The 19,514-nt window shown below is 37.0% G+C and carries 18 protein-coding genes; 9 read left to right on the forward strand and 9 right to left on the reverse strand.

Translation table 11 applies throughout. The annotated features are described in order from the left end of the window. Positions 1–51: 51 nt before the first annotated feature. The 6 genes from BN1225_RS11310 to BN1225_RS11335 all read left to right on the forward strand — a co-directional run bounded on the left by BN1225_RS11310 (position 52) and on the right by BN1225_RS11335 (position 6,005). Positions 52–600: a manganese efflux pump MntP gene (locus BN1225_RS11310; RefSeq protein WP_041139932.1), complete on the forward strand. Its 549-nt coding sequence runs from the start codon at positions 52–54 to the stop codon at positions 598–600. A 137-nt stretch (positions 601–737) separates the two neighbouring features. Beyond that, positions 738–1,304: a peptidylprolyl isomerase gene (locus BN1225_RS11315; RefSeq protein WP_041139933.1), complete on the forward strand. Its 567-nt coding sequence runs from the start codon at positions 738–740 to the stop codon at positions 1,302–1,304. A gap of 62 nt (positions 1,305–1,366) precedes the next feature. Then, positions 1,367–3,499, forward strand: coding sequence for an anaerobic ribonucleoside-triphosphate reductase (gene nrdD / locus BN1225_RS11320; RefSeq protein ID WP_041139934.1), 2,133 nt, complete (start codon positions 1,367–1,369; stop codon positions 3,497–3,499). Beyond that, the gene (gene nrdG, locus BN1225_RS11325; protein WP_041139935.1) at positions 3,499–3,990 is read left to right on the forward strand and encodes an anaerobic ribonucleoside-triphosphate reductase activating protein; all 492 of its coding nucleotides are present in this window, start codon (positions 3,499–3,501) and stop codon (positions 3,988–3,990) included. The genes nrdD and nrdG overlap by 1 nt, the downstream gene beginning before the upstream one ends. 105 nt (positions 3,991–4,095) lie before the next feature. Further along, positions 4,096–5,091, forward strand: a complete 996-nt coding sequence (locus BN1225_RS11330) for a sensor domain-containing diguanylate cyclase (RefSeq protein ID WP_041139936.1) — start codon at positions 4,096–4,098, stop codon at positions 5,089–5,091. Between the two features lie 14 nt (positions 5,092–5,105). After that, complete coding sequence (locus BN1225_RS11335) at positions 5,106–6,005, forward strand: ROK family protein (protein ID WP_041139937.1); 900 nt, start codon at positions 5,106–5,108, stop codon at positions 6,003–6,005. A gap of 39 nt (positions 6,006–6,044) precedes the next feature. On the opposite strand, the gene BN1225_RS11340 is transcribed toward BN1225_RS11335, so the two are convergent. The 4 genes from BN1225_RS11340 to BN1225_RS11355 all read right to left on the reverse strand — a co-directional run bounded on the left by BN1225_RS11340 (position 6,045) and on the right by BN1225_RS11355 (position 12,429). After that, positions 6,045–8,585 carry a cation-translocating P-type ATPase gene (locus tag BN1225_RS11340; protein WP_041140396.1) on the reverse strand — a complete coding sequence of 847 codons (2,541 nt, stop codon included), beginning with the start codon at positions 8,583–8,585 and terminating at the stop codon, positions 6,045–6,047. A gap of 219 nt (positions 8,586–8,804) precedes the next feature. Beyond that, the gene (locus tag BN1225_RS11345) at positions 8,805–9,485 is read right to left on the reverse strand and encodes a fructose-6-phosphate aldolase (protein ID WP_041139938.1); all 681 of its coding nucleotides are present in this window, start codon (positions 9,483–9,485) and stop codon (positions 8,805–8,807) included. A 12-nt stretch (positions 9,486–9,497) separates the two neighbouring features. Then, entirely contained in the window at positions 9,498–11,903 is a 2,406-nt protein-coding gene (locus BN1225_RS11350) for a glycyl radical protein (protein WP_041139939.1), read from the reverse strand. 133 nt (positions 11,904–12,036) lie between these two features. Further along, a complete protein-coding gene (locus tag BN1225_RS11355) occupies positions 12,037–12,429 on the reverse strand; it encodes a zinc-ribbon domain-containing protein (RefSeq protein ID WP_041139940.1) in 393 nt (130 codons plus the stop codon). 391 nt (positions 12,430–12,820) lie between these two features. On the opposite strand from BN1225_RS11355, the gene BN1225_RS11360 reads away from it, so the two are divergent. The 3 genes from BN1225_RS11360 (at position 12,821) to BN1225_RS11370 (ending at position 14,457) form a co-directional block, all read left to right on the forward strand. Beyond that, positions 12,821–13,126 carry a DUF1648 domain-containing protein gene (locus BN1225_RS11360; protein WP_041139941.1) on the forward strand — a complete coding sequence of 102 codons (306 nt, stop codon included), beginning with the start codon at positions 12,821–12,823 and terminating at the stop codon, positions 13,124–13,126. A 126-nt stretch (positions 13,127–13,252) separates the two neighbouring features. After that, positions 13,253–13,873 carry a bis(5'-nucleosyl)-tetraphosphatase (symmetrical) YqeK gene (gene yqeK / locus BN1225_RS11365; RefSeq protein ID WP_074434823.1) on the forward strand — a complete coding sequence of 207 codons (621 nt, stop codon included), beginning with the start codon at positions 13,253–13,255 and terminating at the stop codon, positions 13,871–13,873. Continuing rightward, positions 13,870–14,457 (forward strand): VanZ family protein, encoded by a 588-nt coding sequence (locus tag BN1225_RS11370; protein WP_052466596.1) that lies wholly within the window; start codon positions 13,870–13,872, stop codon positions 14,455–14,457. Before yqeK ends, BN1225_RS11370 begins: the two co-directional genes overlap by 4 nt. 85 nt (positions 14,458–14,542) lie before the next feature. Here BN1225_RS11370 and BN1225_RS11375 read toward each other — a convergent pair whose 3' ends face one another. The 5 genes from BN1225_RS11375 to BN1225_RS11395 form a co-directional block, all read right to left on the reverse strand. Beyond that, complete coding sequence (locus BN1225_RS11375) at positions 14,543–15,289, reverse strand: copper homeostasis protein CutC (RefSeq protein ID WP_041139942.1); 747 nt, start codon at positions 15,287–15,289, stop codon at positions 14,543–14,545. Position 15,290: 1 nt separating this feature from the next. Further along, positions 15,291–16,406, reverse strand: a complete 1,116-nt coding sequence (locus BN1225_RS11380; protein WP_041139943.1) for a Sapep family Mn(2+)-dependent dipeptidase — start codon at positions 16,404–16,406, stop codon at positions 15,291–15,293. 1 nt (position 16,407) lies between these two features. Then, entirely contained in the window at positions 16,408–17,358 is a 951-nt protein-coding gene (locus BN1225_RS11385) for a glycosylasparaginase (RefSeq protein WP_041139944.1), read from the reverse strand. A gap of 141 nt (positions 17,359–17,499) precedes the next feature. Next, a complete protein-coding gene (locus BN1225_RS11390; protein WP_041139945.1) occupies positions 17,500–18,162 on the reverse strand; it encodes a potassium channel family protein in 663 nt (220 codons plus the stop codon). Between the two features lie 12 nt (positions 18,163–18,174). Beyond that, on the reverse strand, positions 18,175–19,467 hold the full coding sequence (locus tag BN1225_RS11395; RefSeq protein ID WP_041139946.1) for a TrkH family potassium uptake protein: 1,293 nt from the start codon (positions 19,465–19,467) through the stop codon (positions 18,175–18,177). Positions 19,468–19,514: the final 47 nt, after the last annotated feature.

Here is a 19,514-nt window from a genome sequence, read left to right on the forward strand (position 1 = left end):
TAAATTAGATTTAAACTGCGTATGTATAGAAAAGAAGGTCAGGTGAACACAATGGGATATACAGAAATGATTTTTATCGCTGTCGGGCTGGCAATGGACGCCTTTGCCTTAGCTTTATGCTTAGGTTTGCCAATGCACAAGATGGATTGGGGAAAAGGAATTAAAGTCGGTATCTATTTTGGTTTTTTTCAAGGACTGATGCCTTTTATCGGTTATTTATTAGGCAGGCAGTTTGCCGCTCACATCGTCCAGATCGATCATTGGATCGCATTTATTTTATTAACTTATACCGGCATTAACATGTTAAGGGAAGCGCATATGGAAGAAGAAGTCTGCCCTGCTTTTGATTTTAAAACACTGTTCCCATTATCCATTGCCTGTAGTATTGATGCTTTTGCCGTTGGCATCACATTTGCATTTTTTAGGATAGAAATTCTTGATGCGACACTGATCATTGCCGTTATCACTGCCGTCATTTCTGTCATAGGGGTTAAAATCGGGCATCTGTTTGGAAGCAGACTTAAAGCCAAAGCAGATATTCTTGGCGGAGTGATTTTAATCTTAATGGGAATCAAAATTTTGATCGAACATTTATTTTGATAAATTGAAAATAGATTGAAAGCGGATAAGTACTGAATAAATCAGTGCTTTTTTATATTTCTTGTCAATTTCAAAAGAAAATTAGCGATTGCACCTCCCCCAAAGACATAGTATAATTTGGCGAAGGAGGTATTTTTATGAATCCCATCATGTGTATCACTTTAAATAATCAAAAACAAATTAAAATTGAACTGTATCCGGATATCGCTCCCAATACCGTCAACAGCATGATCACCCTCATTCAGCAAGGCTTGCTTGATCATCGCCCAATTCAAAGAATTGCCTATGATTTTGTATTGCAGTTTACATATAACGGATTTAATCATGATCCTAAATGTGAATATATCATCGAGGGAGAATTTGAGGAAAATGGGCATCCTAATCCGATTGCTTTTGAAAAAGGGGTTGTCGGAATGGGCGGAGATGGCAGCAGCATCGCTTCAGGCTGTGATTTTTTTATCGTCATCGGCGATGACTGTCAGGAACGCCTAAACAAAAAATTTACTGCCTTTGGCAAAGTGATCAGTGGTTATAGTGAAGTGGAACGGATCATACAAGTACCCACTAAAAAAATAATTCCTGAAGATAATCCAAATGTGGATATCAATGAACCTCTGGTTCCTGAAATAATGGAAAAGGTCACAGTTGAAACCTTTGGCATCAAATATCCAAAGCCGCATATTTTACGCTATGGAGAATCCTAAGCACATCTTTAGTAATCAAAAAGATTTTATTTTATAATGAATCATATATAAGGAGTGGGAAAATGAAATTAGAGGAAATTAGAGTTATCAAAAAGGATAATACGAAAGAAGTATTTAATATCCAAAAAGTAGTGATTGCAGTCAATAAATCAGCATACCGTACATTAGTCACATTCACAGATGAGGATATTCAAAAAATCTGTGAAATCGTAGAAAAACGTGTCAGTGAATTAACACATCCGGAAATCTATATTGCCCAAATGCATAATATCGTTGAAGAAGCATTGGAAGCAACAAATCCAAAAGTAGCGAAAAGCTATCGTGATTATCGTAACTATAAACAAGATTTCGTACAAATGTTGGATGAAGTCTATAAAAAGTCACAATCGATTATGTATATTGGGGATAAAGAAAACAGTAATACAGACAGTGCCTTGGTTTCTACAAAGCGCAGTTTAATTTTTAATCAATTAAATAAAGAATTATATCAAAAATTCTTTTTAACGACGGAAGAACTGCAAGCCTGCCGTGATGGTTATATTTATATCCATGATATGTCAGCTCGCCGTGATACGATGAACTGCTGTCTTTTTGACGTTCAAAACGTTTTAAAAGGTGGATTTGAAATGGGGAACCTTTGGTATAACGAACCTAAAACATTAGATGTTGCATTTGATGTTATCGGGGATATCATTCTTTCGGCTGCCAGTCAGCAATATGGTGGATTTACAGTGCCAAGTGTCGATTTATTATTAGAACCTTATGCCAAAAAACAGTATGAAATCTTAAAAAGAAAATATACCAACTTAGGACTAGGACAAGAAAAAGCAGAAGAAGCTGCTTTAAAAGATATCGAAAGAGAATTCAGACAAGGATTCCAAGGATGGGAATATAAATTCAACTCTGTGTCTTCGTCACGTGGAGACTACCCGTTCATCACTGTAACAACAGGTACCGGAACCGGGCGCTTTGCGAAAATGGCATCTATTAAAATGTTGGAAGTCCGCCGCATCGGTCAAGGAAAAGAAGGAAGCAAAAAACCGGTATTATTCCCTAAGATCGTTTTCTTATATGATGAAGAACTGCATGGTGAAGGAAAACCACTAGAAGACTTATTTGAAGCCGGAGTGCTTTGTTCAAGTAAAACCATGTATCCTGACTGGTTAAGTTTAAGCGGTGACGGTTATGTGGCAAGCATGTATAAAAAATACGGAAAGATTGTTTCACCAATGGGATGTCGTGCTTTCTTATCGCCATGGTATGAAAAAGGGGGAATGGAGCCTGCGGATGAAACCGATGAACCTGTTTTTGTCGGACGTTTCAACATCGGAGCAGTCAGTCTGCATTTACCGATGATCTATGCCAAAGCAAAACAAGAGTCACGTGATTTCTACGAAGTATTGGATTACTATCTGAACTTGATCCGTGAGCTACACATTCGTACATATGACTATTTAGGAGAGATGAAAGCTTCTGTTAACCCGCTTGCTTACTGTGAAGGTGGATTCTATGGCGGTAATTTGAAATTAAATGATAAGATCAAACCATTGCTTAAATCTTCAACCGCTTCATTTGGAATTACAGCCTTAAATGAATTGGAACAGCTGCATCATAAAAAATCGCTTTATGAAGATGGAAGTTTTGCGTTGGAAGTCCTTGACTATATCAATAAAAAAGTAAATGAATTTAAAAAAGAAGATGGTATTCTGTATGCGATTTACGGGACTCCGGCAGAAAGTTTATGTGGCTTGCAGATTCAGCAGTTCCGTAAAAAATATGGTGTGATCGAAAATGTATCTGATCGTGAATATGTCAGCAATTCTTTCCATTGCCATGTCTCTGAAGATATTACGCCAATCGAAAAACAAGACAGTGAAGGACGTTTCTGGGATCTGTGCAATGGTGGAAAGATTCAGTATGTGAAGTATCCAATTGATTATAATATTGATGCATTTAAAACATTGCTGAAACGAGCAATGAAAAAAGGATTCTATGAAGGCGTTAATTTATCTCTTTCTTATTGTGATGACTGTGGTCATGAAGAATTAAACATGGATGTATGTCCGATCTGCGGAAGCACTAATCTGACAAAGATCGAACGTATGAATGGCTATCTGTCTTATTCAAGAGTAAAAGGCGATACTCGTTTAAATGATGCCAAGATGGCAGAAATCAAAGAAAGGAAATCAATGTAATGCGTTATCATGATATTACTAAAGATGACATGTTGAATGGGGACGGACTGCGTGTCGTACTTTGGATTTCCGGGTGTACCCATGCCTGTGAGCAGTGTCAAAACCCCATTACTTGGGATATCAATGATGGCTTGGTTTTTGATGAAAAAGCAAAGACTGAATTATTTGACATCCTCGAACGTGATTATATTTCCGGTATTACGTTAAGCGGCGGTGATCCTTTACATCCGCAAAATCGTGAAGAAGTCGGAAAGTTAATTGAAGAAATAAAAGAGAAATTTCCCAATAAGACGATTTGGTGTTATACCGGATTCTTATATGAAGAAATTGAAGATTTAGATTTTATGCCTCTCATTGATGTATTAGTAGATGGCAGATTTGTGATTGGACTGCTTGATCATCAGCTTCATTGGCGCGGCAGTTCCAATCAGCGTGTCATCGATGTAAAAGAAACCAAAGCATTGAATAAGATCGTTTTACATAATTCTTAGAAGATGGTTTCCCATCTTCTCTTTTTTTCTCTTTTATTTTCTAACCTTTTATAGTATGATGGTGCTGAAAGCATTTTCAAAATATGAAAAGAGAGTGAAAAAAGAGTGAATCATAAAGATAATTTTGACTACTTTCTGGAAGAAAAACAAATTAATACGTATCAATTAGTAAAAGAAATAGTAAATCAGGAAGAACATCGGGTATTCTATTTCAAAGACTTAGAAAGTCGCTTTTTGTATGTGAATGATGCATTTGTCAGTAAGTTTAATTTAAGAAGTCGTGATGAAGTGATCGGTATGACAGATTATGAACTGTTTACGCATTGCCCCGAACACGCTAAATTAGCGTATCGTGATGAACAGGAAATTATCGCTACCGGTAAAGCTATTGATATCTTAGAATACGAAGGTATCCGAGATGGAATTGAACGCGTTGTCCGTACGCATAAATATCCTCTCTATGACCATCAGCATCACATCTGCGGGACATTTGGGATTTCCGAGGATATCAGCATGGACCTTCAGATTATTCAAGAAGAACGGCAAAAAGAACAGGAAATGGCACAGCAGATTGATAAGCTGAATGAAAAGGTCAATGAAGATGCATTAAGCAAGCTTAAAAATGCCCGTTATGCTAAGCGTCGCTATCGTTATTTGTATCAGCAGTTTATCAAGGAATATATTCCCTTTTCCATTATTCTTTTAGACAGCGATAACTTTAAACAAGTAAATGATGAATTTGGGCATATGATCGGCGATCTGGTAATTAAGTATATTGGCAAGATCCTCTTAACGATCAAAGAGACTTATAAAAATGAATTAAATATTTGTCGTATCGGCGGTGATGAGTTTTTAGTTATTTTACCGAGTACGACGATCAAGGAGGCGGCAGATGTCGCATTCATGATAAAAGATGCCTTTTCCCAGCATCCTTTTTGTGAAAATGAGATTTTGACACACATTACTTTTTCGATGGGAGTCGGTGAAATTCAGCTGAATGAAACACTTGAAGACTTCTTACATCGAGTAGATACCCATTTATATCGTGCAAAACGTAATGGGAAAAATGACATTGATTTTAATGTTTCAAATTTAATTTAATAGGAGAGAGATTTATGTATTTAGTATTTGATATTGGCGGAACATTTGTAAAATATGGATTGATGAATGATCAAGGAGAAATCTTTAATAAAGGAAAAACTCCTACAATCAATCATGATTTAGAAGCCTTCTTAAACAGTTTGGTAACAGTCTATCAACAACAAAAAGATATTAAAGGGATTGCCATCAGTTGTCCCGGGTTAGTCGATATTGATAAAGGAATCGTCTATGGCGGTGGTGCTGTTACTTGTTTGGATCAGGTTCATATAGTCGATGAATTGTCAAAACGCTGTGACGGACTGCCTGTCTCAGCGGAAAACGATGGGAAATGTGCCGGATTAGCAGAAGCTTGGATCGGGGCAGCTAAAGACGTCGATAACTGTTGTGTACTGGCATTTGGTACCGGGGTAGCCGGAGCAATCATCAAAGACAAGAAAATTCACCGTGGTAATCATCTCGTTGCCGGTGAAGCCAGTTATTTTATCATGGATGCCGATCGTAAAAGTGTAAAGCTTAAATATTTTGGTCACGATTCTTCAACTTTAGGCACCCTTAAAAAAGCTGAACGTCTATTAGACATGGAACCGGGAACTTTAAGCGGTGAAAAACTCTTTAGCTTAGCTAAAGAAAATAATCCGATTGCGACAGAAGTATTGGAAGATTTCTATTTTAATATTGCGGTTCAATGCTATAACTTACAATATGTGTTTGATCCCGATATTATTTGTATCGGTGGTGGCATCAGCGAACAGCCTGCGGTCATCGAAGGTATCAATCGCTATGTCACTGCTATCTATGAAAATACCAAACAGTTTTTAAAGCCGGAAGTTACTGTCTGTCAGTTTAATAACGATTCTAATCTAATTGGTGCTTTATATAATTTTAAACAGATTCACGAATCCCAAGACCGTTAAAACGGTCTTTTTTATATTCAATAAAAAAGAATCGCAGTATTAACCGCGACTCCCTAATTTTGTTCTTATCCATTTAATGATTTGAATCACAAATAAATTGGATAAAGCCAATCCCCAGATCAATCCTAACAATTCAAATGAAATATCCGCTACACTGAATAATCCATGTAATCCCGGAAGCAATAAGACACTCATCAGTAATGTTACGCCTACTAAGAATGCTCCCAATAAATATTTATTATTCATAAATTGTCTAGTAAATAATACCGGATGCTGTGATTTACAGTTATACCCATGCACTAAGCGTGAAAGACATAAGGTCGCAAACGCCAATGTCTGTGCAGTTAATGTATCAAAATAAGTGATTCCAACCCAGAATGCAATAAACGTTGTTATCGAAATAACGATTCCTTCAATTAAAATCGTGGTCACAAAGTCCCTTGTCAAAATACCCTCACTCTTTGGTCTTGGCTTTTCCTTCATCACATCTTTTTGATCAGGTTCCAGTCCCAATGCAATCGCCGGTAAACTATCCGTTAATAAGTTAATAAACAATAAGTGAACCGGAGCAAACGGAACCGGTAAAGCCAACAATGAAGACAACAGGACAACGATAATCCCGGCTGTGTTTCCACTAAGTAAGAATTGAATAGAACGTTTGATATTAGCGTAGATGTTACGTCCGTTTTCAATGGACTTCACGATAGTGGCAAAGTTATCATCGGTCAAGACCATACTTGCCGCATCTTTTGATACTTCTGTTCCGGTAATCCCCATAGCGACACCGATATCTGCTTGTTTTAAAGCCGGAGCATCGTTAACACCGTCTCCGGTCATTGATACGATATGACCTTTTTCCTGCCATGCACGCACAATCCTGATTTTATGTTCGGGACTTACACGGGCATACACCGATTTATTTTCCACAAACTCTTTTAATTCTTCATCACTCAAACTATCGATTTCCATACCTTCCACCGCTTCATCGATATTGTCTAAGATACCGATCTGTTTAGCGATAGCGGCTGCCGTAATCTTATGATCGCCTGTAATCATGATCGGTTTGATTCCTGCTTCTTTACATTTCGCTACTGCTTCTTTAGACTCTTCTCGAGGAGGATCGATCATGGCAATCAAGCCGACAAAGGTCAAATCCTTTTCATCTTCTATAGTTAAATCAAGATGGTCGATCGTTTTATAACTAAATGCCAAGACACGCAGTCCTTGACTGGAGAACTCTTGATTCACCTGAACCAATTGTTCTTTTTGTTCTTCACTAAGATCCATACGTGTCAATAAAACATCGACTGCTCCTTTGGTAATCATGACATCCTGTCCGCCGATATGATGTGTCGTTGACATCAGCTTACGATCGGAATCGAATGGAATCTCTGATAAACGAGGGTATTCACGACGAATATCATCACTTGAAAAATCATTTTTAATCGCATAATCAATTAATGCGACCTCAGTCGGATCACCGATTTGTTTTCCATCTTCATCAATCAAAGCATCACTGCATAAAATTCCATCCAAAATCAGTTTACGTAAATGCTGTTCATCATCTTTGAATAAGAAATACTTTTGCACCGTCATCTTGTTTTGAGTTAAAGTTCCGGTCTTATCCGAACAGATAATGGAAACACTGCCCAATCCTTCCACTGCCTGTAGTTTTCTTACAATGGCGTGTTCCTTCACCATTTTTTGAGTACCGAATGATAATACGATAGTAACGATCGAACTCAGCGCTTCCGGAATTGCGGCTACTGCAAGAGCGACGGCAAACATAAAGGAATCTAAAATCGGCATTCCTCTTAATGCACTGACTCCAAAAATAATGGCACAAATAATTAATATGATAATCGATAAACGCTGTCCAAACTGATCTAAACTGACCTGTAATGGTGTTTTCTTTTCTTTTGTCTGTTTGATCAAGGCGGCAATCTTTCCTACTTCCGTATCCATTCCAATATTGGTTACCACATAATTGCCACGTCCATAAGTCACATAGCTTCCTGAGAAAACCATATTTAACTGATCTCCCAATGGCATATCCTTATCAAATACGGTATCTAGTTTATCGACACTTTCACTTTCACCGGTCAAAGCACTTTCGTTGATTTTCAAGCTGGCATTTTCAACGATACGTCCATCCGCACTGATATAATCACCGGCTTCCAACATCACGATATCCCCGATTGTCACTTCATTTGACGGAATGATCATCGGTTTCCCTTCACGAATCACTTTTGCCGATGGGGCAGATAATTTTTTCAAGCTGTCAATCGACTGATCGGCTTTGGTCTGCTGATAAGTCCCTAATAAGGCATTCATCACCACCACCGTAAAAATAACAATAGCACTTTCATGATCACCTAAAATCGCTGAAATCGTTGCGGCTACCAATAAAATAATCACTAAGAAGTCTTTAAACTGTTCTAAAAAGACGAGAATAATACTTTTTTTCTTCGTTTCAACTAATTCATTCAAACCATACTTCTGCTGATTTTGTTTGACTTGGGATTCTTCTAACCCATCAGCCGAACAATGCAGTTCATCAAGTAAAACCTGCTTATCCATCTGATAAATCTTTTTGCTAGTTTCCAATGTATATTCCTCCTATTTGTATATAAACGAAAAGCGAGCCCATATTGAAAACGCGCTTAACGTTTCAATAAAGTCTCGCTATTTAAACTTGCTCCGGATGAATTCACCGTGTATTGACGGAAAACAAGTACACTATTGGCTAGCTACTCCCTTTATGATTTATATCATACTCGATTAAAATTTAGTTGTCAACTAAAAATTCTGGAGCTTTGCGTCTTGTCCGTAAACAGATTTAAAATCTTGATTGAAGTCTTTAACGGCTTTATCGATTGAAGGATGGCTTAATGCTGCTGCAATAACGTCGACATCCATCGTAGCGGTTTGTGCGCCTTTCATAAAAGCATTATTGACTTGATTCATGTTTTTAAAACTTGCCGCAAGAATTTTTGTTGGATAATGATATTTTTCAATCATTTTAGCTAGACTCTCAATCACCTCCATTGGATCAATATTAAGATTTTCCATACGATTATAATAAGGGGCAATAAAATCAGCTCCGGCTTCCATCGCCATGAATCCTTGAGCTATCGTATAAATGGCAGTAGCGGTAATATGCACCCCTTTTTGTTTTAACTGACGCATTGCTTTTAAGCCTTCTTCGTTAGTAGGAATCTTAATATAAACAAGAGAATCTACTTTTTCTAAGATAGTCAAAGCATCTTGTACCATTCCTTCGCAATCCTCAGAAACAACCTGAACATGCAGTGTTTTTTCATTTCCGATTAGCTCACGGATTTTGCGAAGATGAGCAAACAGATCAATCTTCCCTTCCTTTTTTAAAATGGTGGGATTACTGGTAACACCCGTAATGTTGATAATTTCCTGATATTTTTTTATTTCTTCTAAATTAGCAGTATCTAATAAATATTCCATTTTCATTCTCTCCTATAGTATATGTTCCGTACGGGCAATGATATCATCTTGAGTCGTTTTTGATAACACATTGAAGAACGCTGAGTATCCGGCAACACGTACAATCAGATCACGATGTTGTTCAGGATGAATCTGAGCATCAATCAATGTATCACGAGATACCACATTATATTGAACATGAAATCCATGCAGACGATTAAAGAACGTTCTTAAAAGGAAAATCAGTTTTTCTCTGTCCTCTTCTTTTTCCAAAACCTGTGGTGTCACTTTTTGATTGAGCAGAACCCCTCCGGTAATCTCTTTTGTCGGTAATTTGGATACAGACTTAAACACAGCCGTCGGTCCATGCATATCCATAGCATGTGTTGGTGAACACCCTTCTGCCAATGGTGTATAAGCATGACGGCCATCCGGTGTTGCCATCGTTCCTAATCCCTGTCCGACATTGGCAGAAATAGAAGATGTTCCGGCATAACGAGTTCCTCCAATAGGTCCTCTTTGATAACGTGTATTAGGATATTTAACGACTTCATCAATATAACTCTTATAGGCTTTTGTGACTAATAAATCGACATAGTCATCATCATTGCCGTATTTTGGTGCTGCCAACAGCATCTTTTGAATGCGTGCCCCCTCTTCTCCCGCAAAATCATTCATGAGGGCTTCCCATAGCTGAGCAGGCGTTATCCATTTCTTTTCAAACACACATTGTTTAATAGCGGCTAATGAATCAGCCAAATTGGCAATACCGACTTGCAAACCACTGATAAAGTCATAAATGGCACCGCCTTCTTTTAAGGTCTTTCCACGCCCGATACAATCCTTTGTTAAGGCAGAACATAATACATCAGGAACATCCGCTTCTAACACTAAGTCACATGTATTTTCAATGATAACACTATGACGAGTAATCTCTCGAATCACTTTATCCCAAGCTGCTTCTAGTTCTTCATAACTTTGCATCGTTGTAAAATGCCCTGATCCTTCCACCAGTTTCTTACCGCTTTTTGGATCAATCCCATCATTCATCACAATCAATAATGATTTAGGGAAGTTAATAAAACTCATTCCGGTGCAGCGATAGCCCCATTTTCCCGGAACCGCTACTTCGACACATCCAATAGCACTGTAGTTATAAGCATCTTCTTCACTGATGCCGCGATCGATAAAAGATTTAATAATAATCTCATCATTGTTGAATGCCGGCATCCCTGTTCCTAATCGAATCATCTCAATACATTCTTTCATAAAACGATCATCTAATCCGGCATGATAGCGTACGGTTAAGTTAGGTTGTGGCAGCTTTGTCTGAGCCACACTCTTTAAAATCAAGTAAGTCAGAGGATTGACTGCATCTTGATGATCTGTCGTTTGTCCACCAATCGTCACATTCTGATATAAAGGACTTCCTGCACTGAACTGGGTATGTGACCAACTGCGAATTTTATTAATCGTATATGTTTTTATCCATAAATTAGTCAATAGCTCGACAGCTTCTTCACTTGTCAAAATACCTTTTTCGATATCCTTTTGATAGTAAGCAAATAAATATTGGTCCATTCTGCCATAAGATAAAGAATGCCCATTCGATTCAATCTGCAGCACTAAATGCACCAGCCACATCGATTGAACGGCTTCATAAAAATTATCAGCAGGCATATAAGGGACTTTGCCCGTCATTTCCGCAATCTTATTTAGTTCTTCTTTACGTTTCGCATCCTTTGTTTCCATTGCTTTTTGTTTAGCTAATTGTTGATATCTTTGAGCAAAACGACGAACCGCTTCGATCACGATCAAGATGGCCTGATAGAAATGATACTTTTTCAGCACTCGAAAATCCGTTAAATCCAGCTTTGACAGCATTTCTTTTGTATAATCTTCATAATATTTTAATCCATGCTGCATGATCATACCATAATCCACGGCTAAATGTGCATCACCGGAAGTGATGTTTCCTTCTGCCTTAATAATACCTAGATCATAAAACAATCGGCTTTCCTTCGGCATTGCCGCCAACCCTTTATCTTTCGTCGTATTATGATACCAAAACGGAGCGATCTGTCTTAACTGTTCCTTAGTTTCTTCTGTAATATAAAAGACATCCCCATCTCTTTTTTCAAATTCATCTAATTCGGCGATGACCCAATCCATAGCATATTCAGGAAAAATCGGTGCTGAACGATTACTTGATGCCTGATTCCCTACAATAAGTGTATCGTCCTCAATAAAGATTTTCATATTTTCCAATATATTCTTTAACATATAAGCACGTTTTAATATTATCGGCTGATCTGCATGCTCCTGATAGCTCTCTGTCGCTAAAATGGCACGTGTCGCATCTACATAGGGTTTTTGACTTAATACTTCTTCTCTAAACGATTCCATTCTTTTCGTTAAATGACCAAAATAAGCTTCCATTCTATTTCCTCACTTTCATTTGAAACTATTTTATACTTTACTTGCAATTAAAATATATCATTCTTTTATTTATTAGTCAATCTTATTTCAAATGAAACTAAAATATGTCAAAAAGAAAAGATCTTTCGATCTTTTAAAAAAATACAGATATAAATCTTACCAAAAATAATACAATCACTGCTACAACCACTACAGTCACGACAATAGCGTTCTGTTTCGATGCCATCTTATTAAGTTCACTCATCTCATGATCTGTCATTTTAGTACTGCGATAATTTTGACCGCTCATTATTTTATTCATTATTTTCTCTGCTGATGTCTGTGCGCTATAGTGTTCAATATGGTTAAAATCATTTAATTTTACTTTAGGCGTCACTTTCCTTGTGTCAAATTCTGTTGGTCTGAATGTTGTTTCAATATGATCAAATCGACTCATCGCTTTTTTCTTTTTCAGCATTCGTCCGCAGTTTAAACAGTAATCATCATTATCATAAAGTTTACTATGACAGTATGGGCAATATTTCATCTTAATCCCCTCCCCATTCACTATACTCCAGTTATTTTTATTGTAGCACTAATATAAGGAAAGAGGTATGAATTGTTGTGAATTTTCACACTCCTTTAACATCTTTCATGGTTATTCTCGATTATTCACCTTCTTATTTTGTTTTTGTATGATTGATATCCATGGTGAGTTCATCTTTATTTTCCCACCACCTGATTGCTAAGAAAAAGATATCAGACATTTCACAAATTGAGAATAGGTTTAAACATGATTATATTAATAATGATCGGATTTTCCAGAAATAAACAATACAGTATGTGATGATGAATAAAAGTTATATAGTTATATTTTATTGTGATATATTATAAGCATGCTATAATTATTTTATACATTATAATTTGAGGAGATCTTTATGAAATATATAAAATATGGAGTTTTATGTTTTATTCCATCTGTAATATTATTGATGTTTTGGGATTTACTCCCTAATGAAATAGCTACACATTTTAATTTTTATGGGAATACCGATATTTATTCAAGTAAATGGTATATTACTTTATTAGTCCCCTCTCTTGGCTTTTTAGGACATGTCATATATATGGTTGTATTAGAAAAGAAACCTAATTGGATAGGAAGAAATGGTGTAAAGAAATATTCTTTTCTATACTTTCCAATATTAACGTGTTTTGTAATAATTTTTATGCTATGGAATAGCTAAATCCTAGTAGGCCGAACAATTAGTCATATAAAGATTCGTTATTTGTTTGTAAAAGAATTTCATTATATCCAGAATGAATCATTTTTTATAAATATTCAGTAATTTATAAACGCGGAGGTTTTTAGGATGTACATTGATTTAACTCATTATTCTTATCTTACTCTTTTATCAAAACGAATCGATTTAAGAGAGGATTGCAAAAACTTGCTTTGTTTAAACGACAAAGAAAAAACATGGCAGCATGTTCAACAGGTTGCAAAAGCAGCTCAAGATTTAGCGATCGCCTATTCCGTCGATTCAAAATCTGCTTATATTTGTGGTTTACTGCATGATATCAGTGCTGTCATAAAACCTGAAGATATGAAAGCATTGATGAAACATCTTCAGCAAGACCTTGATCCCGCAGAAGATACCTATCCCTTTTTACTTCATCAAAAAATATCTGCCTTGATTGCCAAAGATTATTTTCATATCAATGATCCGATGATCTTATCAGCCATTGCCTGTCATACCACCTTACATAAACAGCCAAGTCCGCTTGATATGATTTTATTTTTAGCCGATAAGATTGCTTGGGATCAAACGGGTCAACCACCCTATTTAAAAGAGCTTACGGCTGCACTTTCACATTCCTTAGAAGATGCTTGTCTAACTTATATCAACTATCTCTTTAAGGAAGGCAATTTGCTTTATCCACATCACTTATTGATCGAAGCTCACCAGTATTTAAAGGGGATCCAATCATGAAAATAAAGCGTTTCTTCATCTTATTTGGACTTTTCATTTTAATTACTATTCCTAATTATTTGATTTATCGAAAGGTTATTTTTTCCTATCTAAGTCAGGTTCGTTCATTTTATACAATTCGCTTCACTAATACTCCCCTGTTTATAATCAGTTATCTCATTTTAAGTGGACTTTATTTTGTGACTGTTTTCTATCAATTATACAATAAAAAAGTACATAAACATTTCGTCACCATATCACTTTTCATCTATTTCTTACTCTTAATTTTTATCTTATTTTTTAAAAGTGTCGGCATTCGGGGTTATGAATGGAATATCTTTAAATTACTTGAATATCTGCGTTATGATACCATCGCTGCCTTAATTAATATTTCCTTATTTATTCCGCTGGGTGTATTCATTAAAAAATTAAATATTAAAACGCTCTTTCTTTTAATTTGTATGTTGTTTGGAGTGGAAACCATTCAATATATTTTCTCACTGGGAATTTTTGATATCCTCGATATTCTTTTTAACTTTATCGGTTTGCTTCTGGGATATCAATTAAGACGTTTTTTAAAATCACAGAATATCGTTATTGAATAAAAAAATCATCGATCAAATAGTCACCTCCTAAAGTCAGTCTAACTTTAGAGAGGGTACGATATAAGTTCGATGATTTTTATATACTTTATTGGTTTACTGTTTCCACGATCTTCTTTACTAATTCCAATGACACTACATCATAGTCATTATGATGGGCTTCGTCAGCATACGCATAGGTAACTCCGTTTGCTGTGGTGGTCGGATCATTCAGCCAATCTTTACATGAACTATGTACCTGATGAATACCAGTATACGCTATCATTTCATTGGCATTTGCAGCGTTGATACCACTTCCGGCTAAGATTTCAATACGTCCGTTAAAACGTTCCTGCAATTGCTTGATCATTTCTTTTCCATCCATTGCTTTTGCTTCAAGTCCACTGGTTAAAACACGATCAACACCTAAAGAAATCAAAGTCTCCATCGTTGCAAAAGGATCTTTCACACAGTCAAACGCACGGTGAAAAACTGCTGTGCCATTATATTTTTTTATAATGGCGATGATCTGTCGGTTACGTTCAATATCGACTTCCCCTTGAGCATTTAATATTCCAAATGCCAAGCCATCGGCATGATGCTGCATCAATAATTCAGCGTCCGACAACATTACTTTGAAATCTTCATCATTATAATGAAAACCTGCCCCTCGAGGTCTTACCATACAGATAACATTGAGATCAAACTCTTCTTTCACTAATTTTAAACTCGCTAATGAAGGGGTTAATCCTCCTAAGTGCAATGCACTGTTTAATTCTATTCTTTTTGCTCCGCCCAATGCTGCCATTTTAGCGTCATAATAACTGCCACAGCAAATCTCAACGATCTTTTCCATCTTATTCTTTTCCTTTCTTGGCATTTAGATAATAGAAACTTAATGCATATATTTTTGCATTAGTGATGATATCCTCAACTTTCATCCACTCATTCGGCAGATGAGCGATGCCTTTTTGTCCGGGGAAACTTGGTCCAAAAGGAACAATATTCGGCATTAGTTTCGCATATGTTCCGCCGGTTGTCGTGACCGGTGTTCCATCTTTTTGGGTCACTTCTTCATAAGCTTTCTGCAATGAACGGACTAAAAAACTGTCTTTTTCAAATCGAACCGGTCTGTAATGTTTTGTACATTCACATTCAAATGGACATGTTTCTTTGATTTTATCCATCAAAATTTCCAAAGTGACTCCGGCTGGATAGCTTAAAGTAAAATCAAAATAAAGATATTGTTGATCACTATCCAAATGATAACCTCTCATTTCCAACATGCCAAATTCCTGATCTCTAAAATCTATGCCCAATGTTTCACCATTGTTTTTAGCGTTCATAAAATAAGTATTCAGATAATCAAAGAACTGCTGATGCTGGTTATGTGGTGCTGTAATGTGAATAACGGCACGTCCGCGTTCTCCATAAACAACAGGATATTTGCAGTCCGGTGTAAACCCCATTATCGGTGGCTTTTCTTTTGTAAGATAATATTCTAAATCTTTAAAACCGGTCTCTTCATCACAGCCAAAGATGATACGGACTTCTTTTTCCATTTCAATCCCCAGTTCTTTTAAAGCATACAACGCATACAAACAACTAAGAATCGGTCCTTTGTTGTCTAAGACACCACGTCCGTAAATAAAGCCATCTTCTTCAAAAGCACTAAAGGGCGGATGCTTCCAACCGGTTCCCACAGGTACTACATCTAAATGTCCGATAGCACATAAGTAGTCATCACTTTTTCCCCAAGAAGCATAACCGATCTGATGATCCATGTTCGTAATATCGAAGCCTAGTTCCTGACTGATAGACAAAGCTTCCAGTAATGCTTTTTTTACTCCCTCACCAAAAGGGGCATCTATCTTGGCCGGCTGTTCGACACTGTCAATCTGAACCATTCTTTTGATATCGTGAATGAGACGCTCTTGCAGTTGATCGATTTTATTTAATATTTGTTTTTTCATATTATTCCTCTAAAGGTGCCATTCTGGTACGCATATAATTATCCAGCCATTCCTGACTGGCAACTTCATGAATACAATGTCCGTCTACATTTTTAGTCAGATAAACTGTCGGTGCTTCTTTTTGGGTGGCTACTGCAAATGAGAATCCCTCAATATTGGTCGCAACACCCCATTCACCTTGGTTATTCATTGCGATCACAGAAAGATCTCCTGCCTCACCACGACGTTTTGTCAATTCTGCATGCAAGTGGTTAACGGCTGTTTCACAAGCTAATTGCGGATGCATGCCCTCTTTCATTAAGCGTACGATTTCATAAGAAATACATCCTTTCATCAAATCTTCACCTAATCCGGTAGCACTCGCTCCGCCAACTTCAGAATCCGCATAAAAACCGGATCCGGCAATTGGTGAATCGCCGACACGTCCTTTTTTCTTCATAAAAAGTCCGCTGGTAGAAGTTGCCGCTGTCATTTTTCCGCTTTGATCCAAACACACCATTCCAACTGTATCATGTCCTGAATAAGGTTTGATTTCCTGACTTAATTCTTTGACACGTTTACGATAATGAATCTTCGCGCGATCCGTTAACATATTTTTACGTTCAAAGCCTTCTTTATGAGCAAACTTTTCTGCTCCCTCGGCTACTAAGACATTGTTTACCTTTTCTTTTGCTAAACGTTTTGCGATTGAAACAGGATTGGCAAAATCTTTAATCGCCGCTACAGCTCCGATGCTTAATGTATTCCCGTCCATAAAAGCCGCATCTAATTCTACTTCCATCTCTTCATTAGGCAGTCCGCCATACCCTACTGATTTATAATAGGGAAAGTCCTCTACTTCTCGAATAGCTGTTTCAATAGCGTTTCCGGCATCTCCACCGCTTTCTAATTCTTCTTTTGCTTTGGTAATGCCTTCAACTGCCATTCGCCATGTTGCAATAATACCCCACATATCTATATCCTCCTTTAATCCGGGTTTTCCCACTATAAGTAGTATAACTTTTTGAATAAATATTGTCTATTCCTTACACGAAATTTACATGATTTTCAACCATAAAAAAATAGGCAGAAGATACGATCAGCCTACTTTCTTTCAATACCCCAAATAAGTTTCAAAACGTTTAATATCACTCTTTTTGCCAACCACGTATAATTTATCACCGGTTTGAAAAACGTAATCCGGTGTAAATTCAACGGTTGTTTCATGATCATGACGGACAGCGATAATATTCAAATGATACTGCTGTCTTAATGATGCTTCCAAAATCTTTTTCCCGATTAAGATTTCTGTTACGATCACCTCAAAAATAGCGATGTTTTCATCCAATTCAATAAAATCCGATAATGTCGAATACAGCAAACGATTGGCTAAACGGCATGCCATATCTTTTTCAGGATAAACCACTTCTGCTCCGATCTTTTTTAAGACAAAGCCTTGGTCCTCACTGATGGCTTTGGCGATGACTCGTGGAACTCCCATCGAAATGACATTCAATGTGACTAAGATGCTTTTATCAATTTGCTGACCAATGCAGACAATCACTGTCTGACAGTTTTGAATCCCCGCTTCAATCAAGCTTTCTTTCGTTAAATGCTCAACGACCAAAGCTTCTTCCACAACATCACGAATATCTTTTATTTTAGATTCATTATTATCGATCACGAGAACTTCTTTTTTATTATTGGCAAGTGCCAGAGCTAATGCCATGCCAAAGCGGCCTAAGCCTATGATTCCATATTCAATTGTTTGTTTCATACTCTTTTCCACCTATCCTATAGTAATTGTCTCTTTTGAATAATGCACTCCGGATTTTTCATTGAATGACCAAAGTGATGCGATTGTCAGTGGTCCTAAACGACCAATAAACATAGTAAGAATGATCAGTAATTTACTGATGACATGTAGATGCGTTGTAATGCCGGCAGATAATCCCACTGTCCCAAAGGCACTTGTTACTTCAGTCAATATATGGATAAAAGAAAATTCCGGCTGTAAGATTGTAATACTGAGCGTCACAAATACAACGACCAATAATCCTAAGAGCAGAATGATATTTGCCTTTGTAATCGTATCCTGACTGATTTCACGTTTAAAAGTACTGCAATTTTTATTTTTAGCGATGCTTACTACATGTTTAAATAAAATATAGGCTGTCGTCGTCTTGATTCCACCCCCGGTAGATCCCGGAGAAGCCCCGACAAACATCAAAATAATTAATATAAATAGTGTCGCATTTGAAAACTGTCCTAATGGAAATGTACTAAAACCAGCCGTTCTGGCAGATGTTGAGTTAAAGAAAGCCCCCAGCCAAGTTATGTTTTCGGTACACTTAATGCCAATCGTTCCGACTATTAATAAGAATACCGAAGTCACAATAACCACTTTTGAATGCAGAGTTAGCTTTTTAAATGAACGTTTTTTCATAATATCTAAAATAACCAAGAAGCCTAATCCGCCAAAGATGATGAGACCGCAAGTAGTCAAATTCAATAATACATTGTTTTGATAAGGAATCAAATTTTGTAATCCGCCTAATATATCAAACCCTGAGTTATTGAATGCAGCGATGGAATGAAAGATGCTGATCCATACCGCTTGAATAAATGGATAATCTTTTGAAAAAGTAATAAAGCTTAAAAAGGCCCCGATGCTTTCAAAAGTCAACGTCATCAGCAGAATTGCTTTTACTAACTTCACGATTCCGCCTAAAGAATCCAAATTCATTGCCTCCCTGACTAAGATTCGGCTTTTGATGCCTACCTTTTTACCGGCTAAAATAATGAAGCCTACACCAATACTGGTTACACCTAATCCTCCGATCTGAATCAACGCGGCAACAACGATTTGTCCGAATAAATTGAATGTATCTGCTGTATCCACTGCAATTAAGCCGGTGACACAGACCGCACTCGTTGAAGTAAACAAAGCATCGATCAAAGAAACATGAACCCCTTCATTCGCACTGATCGGCAGCCATAATAAAAAAGCCCCCAACAAAATAACAGCGGCAAATCCCAAAGAGATGATTCGTCCCGGTCCGAGTTTTTTAAAGATACGCATTTTTCTCACTCCCTACGCTAACAGTGTATTCCCAAATAATTTTCAAC

Source organism: Beduini massiliensis (genome assembly GCF_000829905.1).
GTDB classification, from domain to species: Bacteria; Bacillota_I; Bacilli_A; order Erysipelotrichales; family Coprobacillaceae; genus Beduini; species Beduini massiliensis.